Annotated in this window: 18 protein-coding genes; 4 read left to right on the forward strand and 14 right to left on the reverse strand. The window is 58.2% G+C overall.

Going from position 1 to position 16,858, the window contains the following annotated elements:
• Positions 1-10: 10 nt before the first annotated feature.
• Positions 11-487, reverse strand: coding sequence for an Lrp/AsnC family transcriptional regulator (locus PH5382_RS14655; RefSeq protein WP_058335142.1), 477 nt, complete (start codon positions 485-487; stop codon positions 11-13).
• A gap of 139 nt (positions 488-626) precedes the next feature.
• On the opposite strand from PH5382_RS14655, the gene PH5382_RS14660 reads away from it, so the two are divergent.
• Positions 627-1,838 carry an MFS transporter gene (locus PH5382_RS14660; RefSeq protein ID WP_058335143.1) on the forward strand — a complete coding sequence of 404 codons (1,212 nt, stop codon included), beginning with the start codon at positions 627-629 and terminating at the stop codon, positions 1,836-1,838.
• Here the strand turns inward: PH5382_RS14660 and PH5382_RS14665 are convergent.
• From PH5382_RS14665 to PH5382_RS14700, 8 genes are all read right to left on the reverse strand, one after another.
• Entirely contained in the window at positions 1,801-2,022 is a 222-nt protein-coding gene (locus tag PH5382_RS14665; protein ID WP_082645693.1) for a hypothetical protein, read from the reverse strand. The two genes, PH5382_RS14660 and PH5382_RS14665, sit on opposite strands and share 38 nt — an antisense overlap.
• Before the next feature lie 125 nt (positions 2,023-2,147).
• On the reverse strand, positions 2,148-2,819 hold the full coding sequence (scpB, locus tag PH5382_RS14670) for an SMC-Scp complex subunit ScpB (RefSeq protein ID WP_231751894.1): 672 nt from the start codon (positions 2,817-2,819) through the stop codon (positions 2,148-2,150).
• Positions 2,819-3,616 carry a segregation and condensation protein A gene (locus PH5382_RS14675; RefSeq protein ID WP_058335144.1) on the reverse strand — a complete coding sequence of 266 codons (798 nt, stop codon included), beginning with the start codon at positions 3,614-3,616 and terminating at the stop codon, positions 2,819-2,821. Before PH5382_RS14675 ends, scpB begins: the two co-directional genes overlap by 1 nt.
• Positions 3,613-4,623, reverse strand: coding sequence for a beta-N-acetylhexosaminidase (gene nagZ, locus PH5382_RS14680; RefSeq protein WP_058335145.1), 1,011 nt, complete (start codon positions 4,621-4,623; stop codon positions 3,613-3,615). Before nagZ ends, PH5382_RS14675 begins: the two co-directional genes overlap by 4 nt.
• Positions 4,623-6,272 (reverse strand): SPOR domain-containing protein, encoded by a 1,650-nt coding sequence (locus PH5382_RS14685; RefSeq protein WP_231751895.1) that lies wholly within the window; start codon positions 6,270-6,272, stop codon positions 4,623-4,625. Before PH5382_RS14685 ends, nagZ begins: the two co-directional genes overlap by 1 nt.
• A 98-nt stretch (positions 6,273-6,370) precedes the next feature.
• A complete protein-coding gene (argS, locus tag PH5382_RS14690; RefSeq protein ID WP_058335146.1) occupies positions 6,371-8,116 on the reverse strand; it encodes an arginine--tRNA ligase in 1,746 nt (581 codons plus the stop codon).
• A 165-nt stretch (positions 8,117-8,281) separates the two neighbouring features.
• Positions 8,282-8,575, reverse strand: coding sequence for a YciI family protein (locus tag PH5382_RS14695; protein WP_058335147.1), 294 nt, complete (start codon positions 8,573-8,575; stop codon positions 8,282-8,284).
• 114 nt (positions 8,576-8,689) lie between these two features.
• A complete protein-coding gene (locus PH5382_RS14700; protein ID WP_058335148.1) occupies positions 8,690-9,850 on the reverse strand; it encodes a deoxyguanosinetriphosphate triphosphohydrolase in 1,161 nt (386 codons plus the stop codon).
• A 92-nt stretch (positions 9,851-9,942) separates the two neighbouring features.
• On the opposite strand from PH5382_RS14700, the gene PH5382_RS14705 reads away from it, so the two are divergent.
• Positions 9,943-10,266 carry a HesB/IscA family protein gene (locus PH5382_RS14705; RefSeq protein WP_058335149.1) on the forward strand — a complete coding sequence of 108 codons (324 nt, stop codon included), beginning with the start codon at positions 9,943-9,945 and terminating at the stop codon, positions 10,264-10,266.
• A 200-nt stretch (positions 10,267-10,466) separates the two neighbouring features.
• On the opposite strand, the gene PH5382_RS14710 is transcribed toward PH5382_RS14705, so the two are convergent.
• Together PH5382_RS14710 and PH5382_RS14715 are read right to left on the reverse strand one after the other, a co-directional pair.
• Positions 10,467-11,381, reverse strand: coding sequence for a DMT family transporter (locus PH5382_RS14710; RefSeq protein WP_231751896.1), 915 nt, complete (start codon positions 11,379-11,381; stop codon positions 10,467-10,469).
• 638 nt (positions 11,382-12,019) lie between these two features.
• The gene (locus PH5382_RS14715) at positions 12,020-12,550 is read right to left on the reverse strand and encodes a DUF6902 family protein (RefSeq protein WP_156414923.1); all 531 of its coding nucleotides are present in this window, start codon (positions 12,548-12,550) and stop codon (positions 12,020-12,022) included.
• 713 nt (positions 12,551-13,263) lie between these two features.
• Here PH5382_RS14715 and xth point away from each other — a divergent pair.
• Positions 13,264-14,070 carry an exodeoxyribonuclease III gene (xth, locus tag PH5382_RS14720; protein WP_058335151.1) on the forward strand — a complete coding sequence of 269 codons (807 nt, stop codon included), beginning with the start codon at positions 13,264-13,266 and terminating at the stop codon, positions 14,068-14,070.
• 132 nt (positions 14,071-14,202) lie between these two features.
• Here the strand turns inward: xth and PH5382_RS14725 are convergent, their stop codons facing one another.
• Both PH5382_RS14725 and dksA read right to left on the reverse strand, forming a co-directional pair.
• Positions 14,203-15,381 carry an FAD-dependent monooxygenase gene (locus tag PH5382_RS14725; protein WP_058335160.1) on the reverse strand — a complete coding sequence of 393 codons (1,179 nt, stop codon included), beginning with the start codon at positions 15,379-15,381 and terminating at the stop codon, positions 14,203-14,205.
• Positions 15,382-15,475: 94 nt separating this feature from the next.
• A complete protein-coding gene (dksA, locus tag PH5382_RS14730) occupies positions 15,476-15,898 on the reverse strand; it encodes an RNA polymerase-binding protein DksA (RefSeq protein WP_058335161.1) in 423 nt (140 codons plus the stop codon).
• 116 nt (positions 15,899-16,014) lie between these two features.
• On the opposite strand from dksA, the gene PH5382_RS19790 reads away from it, so the two are divergent.
• Entirely contained in the window at positions 16,015-16,155 is a 141-nt protein-coding gene (locus PH5382_RS19790) for a hypothetical protein (protein WP_156414924.1), read from the forward strand.
• Between the two features lie 11 nt (positions 16,156-16,166).
• Here PH5382_RS19790 and PH5382_RS14735 read toward each other — a convergent pair.
• On the reverse strand, positions 16,167-16,858 hold a 692-nt coding region (locus PH5382_RS14735; RefSeq protein ID WP_156414925.1), incomplete at its 5' end, for an IS1380 family transposase.

Consider the following 16,858-nt stretch of genomic DNA (forward strand, 5'->3'; position numbering starts at 1 on the left):
GCGCCAGAGGCTATTTAACAAACAGCCCGTCGGAAAGGTCTTTGGAAACCTCTGCCTGAACAGAACGTTCCAGATGCGTCGACAGCGTTACATAGGTGCGGGTGCCCCGCACCCCTTCAACATCGTAGATCTGCGACAGCAACCCTTCCAGCGCTTGCGGCGAGGCCACACGCACCTTGAGAATCAGACAGGTATCACCCGTAGCCGAGTGGATTTCCTCGACCTCGGGCCAGGCATCCAGCGCCAGCATCGCCCCCGTCTTGCCCCAGCCGACCGTGTCAACATGGATAAAGGCCAGAAGCGGCTTGCCCACAGCCGTACCATCTATCTGCGCCACCGTCGCTTTGATCACCCCAGAGGCGCGCATTCGCTTGACCCTTTCGTGCACAGCCGGAGCTGACAGGCCCACGGCAGAGCTGATCGTGGCATAAGACTGCGTTGCATCGCAGCTCAGCTCACCTAATATTTTTCGGTCAAGTTCATCCATAGGTGGCCCCAATCCCCGCGTTGTCCGAATGATATATGGTTTTGCATCTGTTCACCCCAGGCTTTACCTTTGATGGGTTCACAGAATTATCTTCAGCATATACTAGCTTAGGCAGAATAAAATTCAAAGGTGAAGCATAATGCCCCTGCTGAACACAAATGCCTCCCATCCGGCGCTTTGGCAATCAGTGCTGATCCTGATGAGCGCCATTGGCATCATTGGCTCCAATTCGCTTTTGCTATCGCCTTTGGTTCTGGCTGTCGGTGCTGATCTTGCGGCCTCTCCGGCCGGGGTGATCCAGGCTGCCAGTTCTTACGGGCTTGGAGTCGCTGCGGCGGCGCTGACATTGGCACCATTGGGGGACCGGATCGGTGCCGGGCGCCTGTTGCGACTGGCCCTGCTGGCGCTGACAGCAGGTCTCACGGCCAGCGCCGCAGCGCCTAACCTTTGGGGGCTCATCCTGGCCCAGGGGTTCTGTGGTTTGGCCGGGGGTGCTGCCCTGCCATCAATCTATTCTCTCGCAGCACTTATTGCCCCCAAGGGGCGCGAGGCACGCACCGTAGGTCTTGTACTTACCGGCTGGACGCTGTCGATGGTGCTGGGGGTCAGTCTCAGCGCCTGGGTTGCCGATCTCGCCGGATGGCGGTTGGTCTATCTGGCATTGGCGACCCTGGCTGCGGTGCTCTGGCTCAGCTCGGACGGGCTGGCACGGATCAAAGCCATGCACAGCCAGCCCAGCTCGCTACTGACGGCACTGCGCGTGCCTGGGATCAAGCGCGGGCTTTTGGCGGCCTCATTGTTGATGCTGGGGTTTTACATCAGCTACTTTTTCACCGGCGCCCATATCACGCTCGGCCTAGGGCGCAGCACAGCTGAAGCCGGATTGTTACCACTATTCTACGGCATCGGTTTCGGCTTGGCGGTTCTGTTTGACCCGCTGCTCGACAAATTGGGGCTGACCCGCGCCACCCCTCCGATTTTTGTACTGATCACCCTCACCTATCTGGGCATGGGAGCCGTCGCCGACAGCTATGGGCTCCTGCTTGCGATGTCGCTGATCTGGGGCATTTTCCAGCATCTGGGGTTGAACCTGCTAGTGGCGCGCCTGACGGCGCTGGATCCCAGTCAACGTGGCGCAATCATGGGACTATACAGCACCGTGACCTATCTCTGCGTCTTTGCCGCGCCCTTTGCGGGTGGTCTGGTCTTTGCGCCCTGGGGGCTGCTAGGGTGTCTGGCCGTTTCGGCGGGCCTGTGCCTGCTGGAGGCCTTCGAGGCCGCGATCAGTCTGCGCTCCAAACCTGCGTCTGAGCCTAGGCCTGATCCCGTCTCGCCTGGCGCGCCCGTTTAATCGCTTGCTGATATTCGCGTTCTGCCCGGGCTTCGATCTCGTCCGGGGTTTCCGCGCGCGGGGGAGCCATTGGCCGCTTGCCACCACGCCCAGAAAAGACGTTCATACCTGCGCTCAGTCCTGAATTGACCGCCTTGCCGACCAAGCGTCGCATCACCATTCTGAGGATCATGTCCAAATTCATCGTCGCTCTCCACTCTGCCCACGCTGCTTTCACCCAATATAGCCGTAAAATCGGGCAATTCCTTGACCAATAGTAAACAAATTACAGTGATCGGCAGGGCCATATATCATGGCCCAAATAGAGGGTCACTCTTCGAACAGCTCTGGTTGTGCACCACCGTCTTCGTCCTCTTCGCTCTGCCCCAGTGGCAGTGACCCCGGAGGCGGACGGTTTTCCAACAAGCCAGCTGCACGCAGCTCCTTCAGACCGGGCAGGTCCCGCGCGCTTTCGAGACCAAAATGATCCAGAAACACCGGCGTCACCACAAAGGTGACGGGTCGCCCTGGCGTCATGCGCCGTCGGCCCAGACGGATCCATTCCATCTCAAGCAGCTGGTCAATGGTGCCGCGCGAAACAGACACGCCGCGAATTTCTTCGATCTCTGCACGCGTAACCGGCTGATGATAGGCAATAATTGCCAGGGTTTCGATGGCGGCCCGGCTCAACTTTCGGGTCTCCACAATTTCCTTTTGCATCAGGAACCCGAGATCAGGTGCCGTGCGCATGGCCCAGGCCTCTCCGACGCGCACCACACGCACGCCACGCCCCTCGTAGCGTTTGCGCAGGTGCTCAACCGCCTCGCCCGGATTGCAGCCATGCGGCATGCGACCTTCCAGATCTCGCAGGGTGACGGGCTCCGAGCTGGCAAAAAGCACCGCTTCGACCATACGTTCCTGCTCCGCCATTGGTGGTGCATCAAACAGGCTGTCGCTCTCACGCGGCGCTGAGTGCGTCGCCATCTTGGGATCTTGCTCCATCACTGCTCCTCTTCCAGGCTGCGCAATTGGATGGGCGCAAAATTATCACTTTGACGGATTTCCAGTCGCCCCTCTTTGACCAGCTGCAGCGAGGCGGCAAAGGTCGCTGCCGTGGCTGACCGGCGCTTGACCGGGTCCTTGTGCCATCCATCCGGCAGATAGCTCAGCATATCGGTCCAGCTGCCGGTAAACCCGATCAGTGCCCGCATCCGCTCCAGCGCCTCTTCCATGGTAAAGACACTGTCGCGATCCATCACAAAGGGGCGGAAATCATCCTTGGTGCGAATGCGCGCATAGCCCTGCATCAAATCCAGAAGATTGGCCGAATAGGTAACGGTACGAATACGCTGAATGCCCTCGTTCTGGCCACGTGCAAAAAAATTACGGCCACGCTGGTCGCGCCCCATCAAACGCGCAGCTGCGTCCCGCATCGCCTGCAACCGTTCCAGTTGAAATGCCAGATGCGCCGCGAGTTCTTCGCCGGACGGACCATCTTCGCTGGGATCGGGCGGCAACAATAGCCGCGACTTCAGATAGGCCAGCCAGGCCGCCATCACCAGATAATCAGCCGCCAGCTCCAGCCGCAGCTCTTTGGCGCGCTCAACAAAGCTCAGGTATTGCCGGGCCAGTTCCAGAACCGAGATCCGGCGCAGGTCCACCTTTTGGGTGCGCGACAGCGTCAACAGCAGATCAAGCGGCCCCTCATAGCCGTCAACATCGACGATCAGCGCCTCGGCCGCCAGCCGTTCCTCGACCGATTGCGCGGCGATCTCGTGAAAAAGATTTTGTTCAGTCATTGCCCCTCGTGGACCTTCGCGCCCATCAGGGCACAAAGTTCCGCGTCAGCGGCCGCTGTGTCAAGCGCCTTGGGCGCCTGACGCTGGGCCATGGCAGCAGCGGCGCGTTGGCTCGCCGCCTCGCTCATGACGCCTGCGGCCTCGGCGACCGCGCGCCGCGCTTCAAGCGGTGCATTGCAATAGAGCACCAGATCACAGCCCGCCGCCACAGAATCGGCGGTCTTTTCCGGGTCAGTCCCGGCAAGCGCCTTCATCGAGATATCGTCGGTCATGATCAGCCCGTCAAAGCCAATTTCCTGCCGGATCATCTGCATGACTTTGGCCGAAATGGTTGCGGGCAAATCATCCAGCGCCTCATAGACGAGATGTGCAGTCATGCCGAGTGGCAGATCATTCAATTGCTGAAAGACAGAAAAATCTTGCGCCTGCAACGTCGCCAGAGGTGCCTCCACATGCGGCAGATCCTTGTGGCTATCGGCAGTGGCGCGACCATGGCCGGGCATATGTTTCAGCACCGGCAGCACGCCGCCATCCAGATGCGCCTGTGCGACAGCGCGGGCCAGGCGCACAACCGTTGCCACCTCACTTCCGTAGCAACGGTTACGCAAGAAAGGGTGGGTTTGCGGCGTCACCAGATCGCCAACCGGGGCGCAGTTGCTGTCGATGCCAAGAGCATGCAGTTCCTGAGCAATCAGCCGGTATCGCAGGTATAGTGCACGTTCAGCCTGCGCGCCTGCCTGTTCAACAAATTCAAGCGGCGCAGACCAGTCTCGCGCCAATGGAGGACGCAGACGCTGGACCCGCCCGCCTTCCTGATCGATGGTGATCAGGCAGTCGCGTCCCACGGCGTCGCGGAAATCAGCGCATAGTGCGCGCACCTGATCAGCCGTGTCGATATTGCGGGCAAACAGGATAAACCCAAAGGGATCAACCTCGCGAAACAGATCCTTTTCCGCCGCCGTGAGCCGCAGCCCGTCTGCATCCAGTATGGTGGCACCATGCGCCATTAGCGGGTGGTTACCGGAATACAATCGGCTTTGCCTGCCACCAGAGCGGAGCAGAAGCGCCGCGCATCAGACAGGCCGTCGAAACCCATGGCACGCAAACGGTAGAAGGTACGCCCACCGCTTTCAGCCCGCTGGATGACTCGTTTTTTGCCTTCGAGATAGTCGTCAAACCGGCTATAGATCCGATCCCATTCGGCACGGGCCACTGCCGCGCTTTCATAAGCGCCAAGCTGCGCCAGACGCGTGCCCGCAGGCAGGGTCTTGGGGTCGACTTCAAGCGTTGCGATACCGGTTCCCGAATTGGTCTGGGCGACAGCGGGGCTGAACCGGGCCGGGCGCAGGTTCGGGCGTAAAGAAATTTTGAGCCCCGGAGCATTGCGCAGCGTCGAGGCCGGCGCAGGCGCGGCCCCAATAGCGGCAATTTCCACCGGCTGTAACGGCGCTGGTTGCACAATGGCAGGCGCGGCAGCTGCCGCGTCAGAGCCGGTGCCCGCGGCCAAAGGAGAGACACCATCGGTCAATTCAGCCACCAGCGCGTCAATGTCGCCGTTCCGATAGGCCGCAACAGAGGCCTCGGAAACCTGAGCTGACTGGGCTGACTGTGAAGGTTGTACACGCAAAACCTGGCCCTCAACCTGTGGAGCGATATCGGCCTCGGGGGCCGTCAGCCGCGACATCGGCTGATCGTCCTCGGACAGCTCAATCGGTTGCGGCGCCAGCGTCAACCGATCGGCCGGCGCTTCGGCTGTGCCGTTTGCAGCAACTGAATTGACTGCCAAACCCTGATGATCCGCCTGCTGTCCGCCGGGTTTTTCGGGTTGCGCCCGCATGGGGCCTTCGACGGCCCGAACCACTGGCACGCCGCTGACATCCCGCATCACCAGCTGATAGCCCCAGGCACCGATACCAATCACCAGTGCCAAAGACGCAGCCGCCCCAAGAAGGCTTGCAGCCCTGGCCAATCCGGCCCGCGCTACCGGTGCTTGATAGCCGCTATCATCGTATCCGTAATCATCCTGCGGGGTCTCGTCATAGCTATAGCTTTGCGGAGATTCGCCCCCATAAGTAGGAGCTGCATAGGCTGCAGCACCATAAGACTGATCATACCCCTGTTCTGCACTCTGTTCTGAGGTCCCGTCAGACAAAGACCGCTGACCATAGCTCTGCGCGCTCAATCCCGGCACGGCATAGTCAGTGCTGACATAGTCCTGCAGTTGCGGCGCTGTCACGGCTGCTGGTTCAAAAGGAACAGCTGGCGCGGTCGATTCAGGGTTTGACATAGCAGGAGCAGCACCCCCGGGAGCACCAAAAGTCGACGACGGTGTCGCGGCATAGGAAAAAGCTGTGGGAGATACTGTTGTGGCTTCCTGGCGGGCAGCCGTTCCTGAATAGTCCGACTGGTAGTTCGCATGCAGGTCCGGCCCTTCGGCCGGAAACTGACTTTGCGACTGACTGTGAGATTGGCCCGCACCATGCCTGTTAGGTGTCGCCTTCAAAGTCGATGCTTTCAGCCCCAGCGACGCCTGGGAGTTGACCTGAGGTTTGGCCTCTGGTTTGGTCTGTGCTGCGATCTGCTCGCCAGCACCCTCATCCTGGATGCCGCTTGGGGTATAGGCCTGACCGGAGCCCGCCTGCGCAAAATACGCCATAATCCGCCTCACTGCCCATGGAACCCCGCAAGAAGGATCTTGCGCGGTTACTTTAGGGTCTCTTGAACTGCCTCAGTCCGGCGGTTTGGGCGGTTTTGTTACCGCATCTCCTGCGCCGGTTTCACACCAAGAATACCAAGACCTGCGGAAATAACAATGGAAACGCTGCGCGCCAACGCCAAATTGGCATGTGTTGCCGATTGGCTGCTCTCGTTAACAAATCGTAAACCATGTTCCGTTTTGCCCAGATGATACAGCCCGTGCAACTCGGAGGCGAGATCGTAGAGATAAAAGGCCACGCGATGCGGCTCATTGGTGCGGGCGGCGATTTCGATCTGACGCGGCCATTCTGCCAGTTTCTTGATCACCGCCAGCTGTGCCGGATGAATGATCTGCGAAAGATCTGCCTGCGCCAAGATCGCGTCTGACGCCTCAATATCCACCTCTGCAGCCTTGCGCAGGGTCGAACAGATCCGCGCATTGGCGTATTGCACATAGAACACCGGGTTGTCCTTGGACTGCTCCAGCGCCTTGTCGAGATCAAAGTCAAAACCCTGATCGTTCTTGCGCGTCAGCAACATGAAACGAGTAACATCCGGGCCAACCGCATCCACCACATCGCGCAGGGTGACAAAGGTGCCCGCGCGTTTGGACATCTTGAATTCCTGGCCGTCTTTGAACAGCTTCACCAACTGGCACAGCTTGATGTCGAGCGACACCTTGCCATCGGACAGAGCCGAAACAGCGGCCTTCATCCGTTTGACATAGCCACCGTGGTCGGCGCCAAAAATGTCGATCAGCTCATCAAAGCCGCGCGAAATTTTGTCATAGTGATAGGCGATGTCGGGGGCAAAATAGGTCCAGGCGCCATCGGATTTCTTCACGGCGCGATCGACGTCATCGCCATGATCAGTGGATTTGAACAGGGTCTGCTCACGCGGCTCCCAATCATCCGGTTTTTTGCCTTTTGGTGGCTCCAACACGCCTTGATAGATCAGGCCTTTGCTTTCCAGCTCTGCCAGCGCCGCCTCGATCCGACCGGTGCCGTAGAGGGATTTCTCTGAATAGAACACATCCATCTCGATCCCCAGTTGGGCCAGATCAGCGCGGATCAGCTCCATCATCGCATCTGTGGAGAATTCACGCACCTCAGCCAGCCAGACGTCTTCGGGCTGGTTGAGATAGGCGTCACCAACTTTGTCCTTTAGCGCCTGCCCTACTGGCACCAGATAGTCACCAGGATAGGTACCATCGGCAAAAGCGATTTCCTGACCGTGGGCCTCAAGATAGCGCAGGTAGACAGAGCGCGCCAAAACATCGACCTGACCGCCGCCATCGTTGATGTAATACTCCCGGGTCACATCATAGCCTGCATAGGCCAGCAGCGAGGCCAGCGCATCGCCAAAGACGGCTCCGCGGGTATGGCCCACATGCAGAGGACCGGTCGGGTTGGCCGAAACATATTCAACATTAACCCGCTTGCCCTTGCCCAGATCGGCACGACCATAGTCAACGCCTTCAGCCAGTACCGTGTTCAGCACGCCCTGCCAGACACCCGGTGCCAAGCGAAGGTTAAGAAAGCCGGGGCCTGCAACCTCGGCCGAAGTGATCCGTGCATCCGCATCCAGCTTTGCCGCCAGAGCCACGGCAATATCACGCGGCTTCATCTTGGCGGGTTTGGCCAGTACCATGGCCGCATTTGTTGCCATATCGCCATGGGCTGCATCGCGCGGTGGTTCCACTGACACATTGGCAAAATCAAGCCCTTCGGGCAGATCGCCAGCAGCGGTCATTGCGGTCAGGTTGTCGATCACAAGCGAGCGGATATCGGAAAAAAGGTTCATCTCTAGCGTCCCATTGGTTCGACTTGGCTGGTTCGACTTTGCGGCTTATCACGCCTAGCCCAAGGGTCAACCTTTCTATGCGCCAGTCTACGCCCAGCATCTACGTCCAGAGGGTACTATAGCGCCGATCTGACGTCCTGATCTGGCGTCCCGGTCTGGCCAGGATCAGACGTTTTGGGCAGCAACGGTCGTGGACCAGGCTGTGATCGTATAACGGCGCAGCGCGGCGACATAGAAAGGATCCCGCAGGATCAGGCGTTCGACATCGGCGCGGCTTTCGGCCTCGACGTTCCAGATCGCACCGGGGAAATCCTGCATCGGGCGCATCGCCAGCGCGCCACCGATCTGCAATTCGGGATGCGCTCGCACAAAGGCGATATGAGCCTTGCGCCGCAACTTGTCAGCGCGCAGCCGGGTCATTTCGGGGGCATCCTGAAAGGTAACAGTCCAATGGGTCATGAGGGTCGCAGGCTTTTGGGGGTATTTCCCCATAGAAAAAGCCAACCGGGGACCGATCATAGGGCCAGTTCACATCTCAGGTAGGTCCAAGATGCCCGTTATCAGGCAGTGATTTCAGCCCGCATCAGGGAAACTGCCCTCCTGGACAAGGCGTTCGTGCAACTGCAGCGCAAAGCGATCCGTCATTCCCGCAATATAATCCGAGGTGATGCGCGCCAGCGTGACCTGATCATCGGCGGCGCGGATTTCATCGTGCCAGCGTTCTGGCATCTGCAGGGGATTGGCCAGAAAATAGGGAAACAGATCTTCGACCACGGCTGCCATGCGAGTGCGCACCACCATAACGGACGGCGCGCGATACATCCGGCGAAACAAAAAGGCGCGAATTTCTTTCAGATCGCACCACAGATCCGGTGAAAAACAAATAACCGGGCGGCCCAGCGCACGCACCTCTTCGACGCTTTGCACGCCACTGTCAGCAAGGTTTGCACGCGACGTATCAATCACATCGCTGACCATGACACCAAAAACCCGACGCAAAGCTTCGTGGCGGCGACGCAGCGGATCAAGACCGGGGTATTTGCGATCCACCTCACCGTAGGCCGCACCGATGATGGGCAGGTGGGTGATTTCCGCATCCGTGAACAGCCCGGCGCGCAACCCGTCGTGCAGATCGTGGTTGTTATAGGCGATATCATCCGACAATGCTGCCACCTGCGCCTCGGCGCTGGCATGCGTGTGCAGTTCGAGATCCATCGTGGCATTGCATTCAGCCAGCGCCCAGGGCAGCTCTCCAATCACTGGACCATTATGTTTGGCAATCGCTTCAAGGGTTTCCCAAGTCAGATTCAACCCATCAAATTCTGCATAGTGACGTTCAAGGCAGGTGACGATGCGAATGGCCTGAGCATTGTGATCAAAGCCGCCATATGGCTGCATCAAGGCGTGCAGCGCATCTTCACCGGTATGGCCAAAGGGCGTATGTCCCAAATCATGCGCCAGCGCGACCGCCTCTGTCAGTTCCTGATTGAGCCCAAGTGCTGCCGCAATGGTACGCCCGACCTGCCCCACCTCGATCGAATGGGTCAGACGCGTGCGAAAATTGTCGCCTTCGTGTTCGACAAAAACCTGTGTCTTGTGCTTCAGTCGCCGAAAGGCGCTGGCATGGATGATACGATCTCGGTCGCGCTGATACGGAGAGCGAAAGCTGCTTTCTTCCTCGGCAATCAGCCTGCCCCGGCTCTGATCCGGCTTGGTGGCATAAGAGGCATACATGACTAATCTTTCTCTTGCGCTAAATCTTGTCGCTTGCCCCGCACCTTTCTATATAATGCAAAGCGCTGCAATACAGCATTGGGAGAGACCAGATGCACCTGCCACCAAAAGTGACCGATAGAGCCTTTGCAAGACTGAACGAAATTGGCGCGGCCACCCAGGGCCAGGCGCTGCGCATTGCCGTCGAAGGCGGCGGTTGTTCCGGGTTCCAATACGAAATTGCACTCGACAACCCGAAAGAGGACGATCTGGTTCTGGAAAGCCAGGGCGAAAAGGTCGTGGTCGACAGTATCTCGCTTCCGTTTCTGGAAAATGCGGTGATCGATTTCACCGATGAGCTCATTGGCGCGCGATTCACCATTGAGAACCCTAATGCCTCTTCCAGCTGTGGCTGCGGCACCTCTTTCTCGATGTAGCACCCGGGGGATTTGCACCTGAGGAACTTGCCACCGCCAACCTCCCCTGCCAATTTGCTCCTTCCTGGGCAAAGGACTGCGGCTGTGACACAACAGGCAGGCGTCAACCTGTTTCCGTCAAGCATTTTCCAAAACCGGACCAGACCGCTGTGTTGCAACGGGCCCGGCAGCCGTCCTGGCTTCTGTCCCGACGACTGAGCCTACTGCAGATCCGACCTACTCGCGTAGCAGATACAGCCCAGAACCAACCACCAGCCCAGGTGCCCAGGCTGACCGTTTCGCCGAAAACAATACCCCCAATCAACACTATCCAGACAAATTGCAGGTTCATCAAAGGCATCACCACATAGGTCGGCAACAGACGCAAAGACGCGACGACCAGCCAGCGCGCACCAAACAGTGAACCTGCATAGGTCAACGCCCAGACCACATCTTCTCTTCGATCGGCATCGGCCGCCAGACAGCAGGCAGCATAAGCAGATAAAGTGCAAGATTGGGAAAAACACCTGCGGCAGAACAGAAATGTCAAAACGGCTGATATAGCGCGCAATAACCATCGAAATGGTCCCCGCCCCCGCGCCTAGTAAAGCAATAGCATGACCGACGGAATGACCAGCGCCCACTGCGCCCTCCTCCGTCAGGAACAGAAACACAATCCCGAGAAACACCATCAGCAAAGCAATCCAACTGGCCCTGCAAATGTGCTCTTTCAGGATCAGGCCCGACAAAACCCTGGCCATCAGGGGCATCACGCCTATGAACAGGAAAACCTGCGCAAAAGGCAGCAAACGAAACGCGTAGAAAAAGCAAATCGCTGCCACTACGGTCGCCAAAGAACGCAAGGCCATAGCGCCCGGGCAGCGCGTGTGCCATGGCTTCGCCCAGACCGTCTTCGCGGTATTGCCAGCATTTATGTTGTCTCTAACCGAGCGTAGTCGTAGAGCAGCGCTACTCACCAAGCATAGTATCGCAACCACACCTCCGGAAATCACATAGAGCTGCGCGGCCTCATATCCACCAGCCAGCAACTTGGTATTCCCATCCGCTAAAGAGGTCATCCCAGTACAACCGGCGACCAGAACAACACCCAGAACCGGTTTTGACAAATCCGACATGATCACGCTCTGCCCACAGTATCAGCCCTGGCAAACCCGTCGAAAAAGGCATCGAAATCGGGACAATCCACCTCTGCCTGACGTAGCACATAGCCTTCGTCCTCGACCAGCTCCGCCATTATCCGAGGCCGTAAAACCTGCCAATCCAGACAGCTTTCTCCGGCTTCGAATACCGCCTGCGACACGTTCTGTAGAATGCCGCGCCGGACGCCTGAACCGCAGCCTGCCCTCGGGAATGGGTTGCAAAAACGCAGTCCCACTGCAGCATGCCTGGTGCCAGTTACCGGTGAAATACATGTGGTAGTCATCCTGGTCAGCAAAACCGTCTGGGCTTCGCTCCTCATCCACCAGAAGATCAAAGCTCAGCGTATGGTTCTTCAACCAAGCCTCCCATCCGCGGGGCGGAAGCTGCCCGGCGTAGCGTTGCGCGATACAGACTTCGGCTAAAAAGATCGGCATCCTGATCAAGAAACGCCAGAACACCAACAGTGTTCAAGCTGAGCAACGCCTCCGACGAGACGCCAGGATCGCGGCTCCCATATTCAGAGAGATAGAACAGAATAGGTGTCAGCTCGTAGGCGGTTTTCTTGTTCGGGATCGTGAATGTTCCCGCATCATTGATGAAGTCGTGTAGCCGTTCACTTAGGCCCGAAAAGCCCTGCCGTCTGGTGCCGCAACACCACGGCGTGCCAAAAGGCGCCGCGCTTCGGCTCTTTGCAGATCCGATAGCTCATGATCCGGCACCCCCTTTCCGCGTGGCCATAGGCCGCTCCAGAGGCCAGCCCAAGATCTTCGAGGTCCATGCAGATCGATAGAATGAAGCGATAATATTGCCTGAAAAAACAAAGCTGACGGCCTGCGTCTTCATAGAAAGCGGTCAGCGGTGCCCACGCCCCTTCCTCCGACCCGAGAGTATGACCTAAACCTGTGCATTCCAGAATATTGAGACGCTCGGCATTTCCTTTCAACCAGAAGACCTCTTGCGCAGCGCGGCGCGCAGCGGCGAAGCTGGCAACCAAGCGGGTGCATTTCTCGTCCTGCAACTGCCCCAAGCGGTGTGCGGGAAAGCTCAGAACCTGTCCGAACCCCTGATCTACTGTTTCATTCGCGACCTGCCGGTCAACCTGCTCTGCTATCCGTCCTTTAAACTGCCCCGCTATCTGGTCCATTTCTGCGCCCCCCCTTGTTGGCATCGTCAGGCGGCCCCGAACCCTCACGAGGCCGCTCAATCCTGCTTCTCACTCGTCCGAGCTTTCAACTACCAGAGGAAAACAATCCGCTGGCGTCGCCTGATTTGGTCGCTTTCATTCGCGAGGTCTACCCTGAGCTGAACAGGTGCGTGCCTTCGCCTAAACCGGATCTGCCCTCGCAGGCCGGGATTGGGCCGGAAGAAAACGACTGCGTGCCGCCGCCTTCAAACAGATTGGTGCAAGTAGAGATGTCGGTAGACTGAGGTTCTGCCATCGACTTCACAGCAGCGGGGAAAACGAGGTTCCGGGTTTTCAACAAAGCAGTCATGGTATCCTCCGTTGGTTTGATCGATCAGATCAAAACGCTGGCACGGCAGGTTGTATCTGCAAATGCTTTTCACTCAATTTATGGCGGTAGAACTAACTTGCCCACCTCAACTTTACCTTCGATTCAACTGCGAAATTTCAGACAATTAAATCGATACACAGGGGCCTTGGCGCGTTACCCACAGGTCGGCAAACGCAAAGCAGAAACTCAGCATGTGCAAACAACACGCCTCTTTTGCAAAGCCCCTGTCGCAAACAAAAAGTAGCCCTCTGCGGTTCGGCCCGGCTTCGACCACTTGCTCCGCCCCCACTATTCAGCGATAGATCGGAAGCAGCTTTCCGGTCGCTGCAGCAGGAGACGCATCATGAAAATCGCCAGTTTCAACATCAATGGAATCAAAGCCCGCGCCAATGCGCTGCCGCAATGGCTCGATGAGGCGCAGCCAGATGTGGTGGTGCTGCAGGAAATTAAGTCGGTGGACGAAGCCTTTCCGCGCGCCCTCTTTGAGGACCGCGGCTATAACGTGGAAACTCATGGTCAGAAAAGTTTCAATGGTGTGGCGATCCTGTCCAAGCTGCCACTGGAGGATGTCCAGCGCGGCCTGCCCGGCGATGAAGAAGACATCCAGGCGCGCTGGATCGAAGCAACCGTGGTCGGCAAACAGGCCCTGCGCATTTGCGGTCTGTACCTGCCCAACGGCAACCCGGTCGAACTGACTGCAGATGGCGCCCCAGTTGCGGGGGGCAAATACGCCTATAAATTGGCTTGGATGGAGCGCCTGAAGGCCCGCGCCGAGGCCCTGTTGCAGGATGAAATTCCTGCGCTCATGGCTGGTGACTACAACATTATCCCGCAGGCCGAAGACGCCAAACGCCCGGAAGCCTGGCACGAGGACGCCCTGCATCGCCCGGAAAGCCGCGCCGCCTATCGGCGCATCGTCAACCTCGGCTTTACCGATGCCTATCGGGCCCGCCATCAGGGGCCAGGTCACTATTCATTCTGGGACTATCAAGCCGGGGCCTGGAACCGCGATGACGGCATTCGCATCGATCACTTCCTGCTGTCACCGCAAGCGGCAGATCTGCTGCAGGACTGTCAGATCGACAAAGAGATCCGGGGCCGCGAGAAACCTTCGGATCACGTGCCGATCTGGGTTGAGCTGGATATCTGATCTGGGTTGAGCTGGATAACTGGCTGGATAGCTGACGGCGACACCGCCGATCTTACCCAATAGCCGCACTAGGTCATGTCGGCCAGGGTTTACGCGGACAGGCAGGCGGCAGCCTCGTTTGTATTGTATCCGTTACTCGCCGGACTTGGTGACATCATGGCGATAAATCCAGTCAAACTGCCCCACCATGCGTTGCGGAGCCACCTGCCCCCCCAGTTTCAAGATCTGGTGGGCGGGCCAGCTGAGCGGGGCGCGCAGGTGGTATTTCCAGGCATTGCGACTGGCTGCCCGAACCACCTTTACCACCCGGTCGCGACGCCGCAGTTGATAGGCTGCAAGTGCTTCGGGGATCCCGCCGGAGCTATCTTCCAGCGCATCAGCCAGAACCCAGGCGTCTTCGAGAGCCAGGTTGCCACCCTGTGCCATAAACGGCAGTGTCGGATGCGCCGCATCTCCGAGCAGGGCCACAGCGCCCATATGCCAATGGCTTGCAACCGGATGACGGAACAGGCCCCAAAGAGCAACCTCGTCTACCTGCGACAAAAGCCCATGCGCCTGCCCGCCGAATTTTGAAAAGGCCCGGCGCAGATTGGCCGGATCATCCTTGATGTGCCAGCCTTCTTCTGCCCAGGCGCGTCGTTCTTGCACCGCAACCAGATTGACCAAAGATCCATCACGCAGCGGATAGGCAACCAGGTGCTGGCCCGGTCCCATGAAAACCTGCGCTTCTGCGGGTAGCTTGGCGTGATTTGGAACAATTGCGCGCCAGGCCACCTGACCAGTGAAAAATGGCTGACCAACCTGATTTAACGCCTTGCGGGCCTTGGAGTGCAGACCATCCGCCCCAATCACCAGATCCCCGCCACATTGCGCACCATTGGCCAGATAGACCACCGGTTTCGGGTTCCATTCCACCCGCTGGACTTTCTGCAACAGACGCACCTGAACGCCGGCGTCGCGGGCCGCATTCGCCAGTATCCGGATCAGATCGGCCCGATGCACAAAATAGTAGCGCAAATCGGCAGCATACTGGTCAAGGTCCAGACGCAGCACTTCCCGTCCCTGGCCATGGCTGCGCAACACAACCGCCTTGGCCCGTTGCGAACACCAGGCCAGCTCATCGTGCAGATCCAGGGCCCGGAGCACCGATAATCCATTCGGAGTGATCTGCAGACCAGCACCAACTTCCGAAACGGCTTCCGCCTGTTCCAGCACTGTCACTTGTGCGCCTCGACGGCGCAGAGCAAGCGCCGCAGCCAAGCCACCTATGCCAGCACCGATAATGGTTATGTTGAGATCGGTCAGGGTCATCAGGGCTCGCGAGTTTTTCTCGTTCACTTCCATAAACGAAAAACGTCGGAGCAACAGGCCCCGACGTCATGGTTTTTTATCTGTCGCTCAGAAATCAATCGTCGCGATGCACTTTTTCACGCCGTTCATGACGTTCCTGCGCTTCCAGGCTCATGATTGCGATTGGCCGCGCATCCAGACGTTTGAGAGAAATAGGCTCCCCAGTCACTTCACAGTAACCGTACTCGCCTTCATCAATCCTGCGAATAGCCGAGTCAATCTTCGACACCAGCTTACGCTGACGATCCCGTGTCCGCAGCTCAAGAGCACGATCGGTCTCTTCGCTGGCCCGGTCTGCGACATCTGGAATGTTGCGGGTGTTGTCTTGTAGCCCTTCAATGGTATCGCGGCTTTCAGCGAGCAGATCCTGCTTCCAATTCAGAAGTTTGCGTCGGAAATACTCAAGCTGCCGATCATTCATGAAAGGCTCATCTTCGGCCGGACGATAATCTTCCGGCAGAAACATTTCTTGTTTCATTTCGGCTCCTTCGGTCTCGCCCATAATGTAGGTCTCTTTAACTGACATTCCCCAAGTAGAACGTCCTCCCGCCCACCTTGCCGCTGTTCTGCGCTCCTATCAAGCCTCTTGCACCCATGGTGCCGTTGTTCGGGCATCTGACGCGCGAACTGCGCCCGATTTCCGGTCTCGGGGGCGAGGTTGATCCGGATATTGGTCTGACCGACCCCCGTATGGATAGACCGGTTGAGCCGCTTTTGTTCAGGTTTTATGATTAACGATGTTGTCATTAGGGAACCGGCGGTGCGCGCAGCCGATGTATGGCCGCAAGGATGCGGTTGAACAGATCGCCGCTGACAGCCACCTCGGCCAGTTGGAAGGTGATTGCACGGGCGTGACGCACAACCCTCGCACCAATCTTGATCAATCGCGTCTGCAGGCTTGTCAGTGACCAGTCGGCTATCTCATCAGGTAGATCAGTGCCCTGTAGGAAGGCACCGATATTGTAAGCCAGTGCATGGAGTTGCAGCCGCACCTCGTTCTGCGCCATGCCTTTGCAGGACAAACGGGTCCAGTTGATCGCCTGCTTGCCTTCCTTGATGTATTGCTCGGCGGTGCCGCGTTGGTTGTAGAAGCGGATGATCCAGTCGGGTTCCATCGGCATGTTGGTGACCACGAAGCCCACGCGCGGGAACAACTCGCTGGGATGCCATTCCACCTTGGCGATGACACGACGAGGTTTGTCCCAAGATGCCGCCTGATATTGGAAGTCGCCGTAGATGCGCTTCACGCCTTTTGGCGGACGACCCACAGGGCGCTTGAGCAGATGCGCAATCTTGCCCTGAAGAACGCGATTGGCCCGAAGGCGGATGGCGTAGAAATAGTTTTCCAGTTCCAGAGTTTTGTATAGCTCCGGGATGGCGAACGCAGCATCCCCCCGGAAGAACCGCATCAGGTGACGATCCGCATATCGCGCGATGA

Origin of the sequence: Phaeobacter sp. CECT 5382 (assembly GCF_001457775.1) — a bacterium.
Taxonomy (GTDB): domain Bacteria; phylum Pseudomonadota; class Alphaproteobacteria; order Rhodobacterales; family Rhodobacteraceae; genus Pseudophaeobacter.

Bases quoted from the DNA above. Each gene is read 5' to 3' on its own strand.
- PH5382_RS14655 (WP_058335142.1), bottom strand. From the start codon at position 487: ATGGATGAACTTGACCGAAAAATATTAGGTGAGCTGAGCTGCGATGCA.
- PH5382_RS14660 (WP_058335143.1), top strand. From the start codon at position 627: ATGCCCCTGCTGAACACAAATGCCTCCCATCCGGCGCTTTGGCAATCA.
- PH5382_RS14665 (WP_082645693.1), bottom strand. From the start codon at position 2,022: ATGAATTTGGACATGATCCTCAGAATGGTGATGCGACGCTTGGTCGGC.
- scpB (WP_231751894.1), bottom strand. From the start codon at position 2,819: ATGGAGCAAGATCCCAAGATGGCGACGCACTCAGCGCCGCGTGAGAGC.
- PH5382_RS14675 (WP_058335144.1), bottom strand. From the start codon at position 3,616: ATGACTGAACAAAATCTTTTTCACGAGATCGCCGCGCAATCGGTCGAG.
- nagZ (WP_058335145.1), bottom strand. From the start codon at position 4,623: ATGGCGCATGGTGCCACCATACTGGATGCAGACGGGCTGCGGCTCACG.
- PH5382_RS14685 (WP_231751895.1), bottom strand. From the start codon at position 6,272: ATGGCGTATTTTGCGCAGGCGGGCTCCGGTCAGGCCTATACCCCAAGC.
- argS (WP_058335146.1), bottom strand. From the start codon at position 8,116: ATGAACCTTTTTTCCGATATCCGCTCGCTTGTGATCGACAACCTGACC.
- PH5382_RS14695 (WP_058335147.1), bottom strand. From the start codon at position 8,575: ATGACCCATTGGACTGTTACCTTTCAGGATGCCCCCGAAATGACCCGG.
- PH5382_RS14700 (WP_058335148.1), bottom strand. From the start codon at position 9,850: ATGTATGCCTCTTATGCCACCAAGCCGGATCAGAGCCGGGGCAGGCTG.
- PH5382_RS14705 (WP_058335149.1), top strand. From the start codon at position 9,943: ATGCACCTGCCACCAAAAGTGACCGATAGAGCCTTTGCAAGACTGAAC.
- PH5382_RS14710 (WP_231751896.1), bottom strand. From the start codon at position 11,381: ATGTCGGATTTGTCAAAACCGGTTCTGGGTGTTGTTCTGGTCGCCGGT.
- PH5382_RS14715 (WP_156414923.1), bottom strand. From the start codon at position 12,550: ATGGACCAGATAGCGGGGCAGTTTAAAGGACGGATAGCAGAGCAGGTT.
- xth (WP_058335151.1), top strand. From the start codon at position 13,264: ATGAAAATCGCCAGTTTCAACATCAATGGAATCAAAGCCCGCGCCAAT.
- PH5382_RS14725 (WP_058335160.1), bottom strand. From the start codon at position 15,381: ATGACCCTGACCGATCTCAACATAACCATTATCGGTGCTGGCATAGGT.
- dksA (WP_058335161.1), bottom strand. From the start codon at position 15,898: ATGAAACAAGAAATGTTTCTGCCGGAAGATTATCGTCCGGCCGAAGAT.
- PH5382_RS19790 (WP_156414924.1), top strand. From the start codon at position 16,015: ATGGTGCCGTTGTTCGGGCATCTGACGCGCGAACTGCGCCCGATTTCC.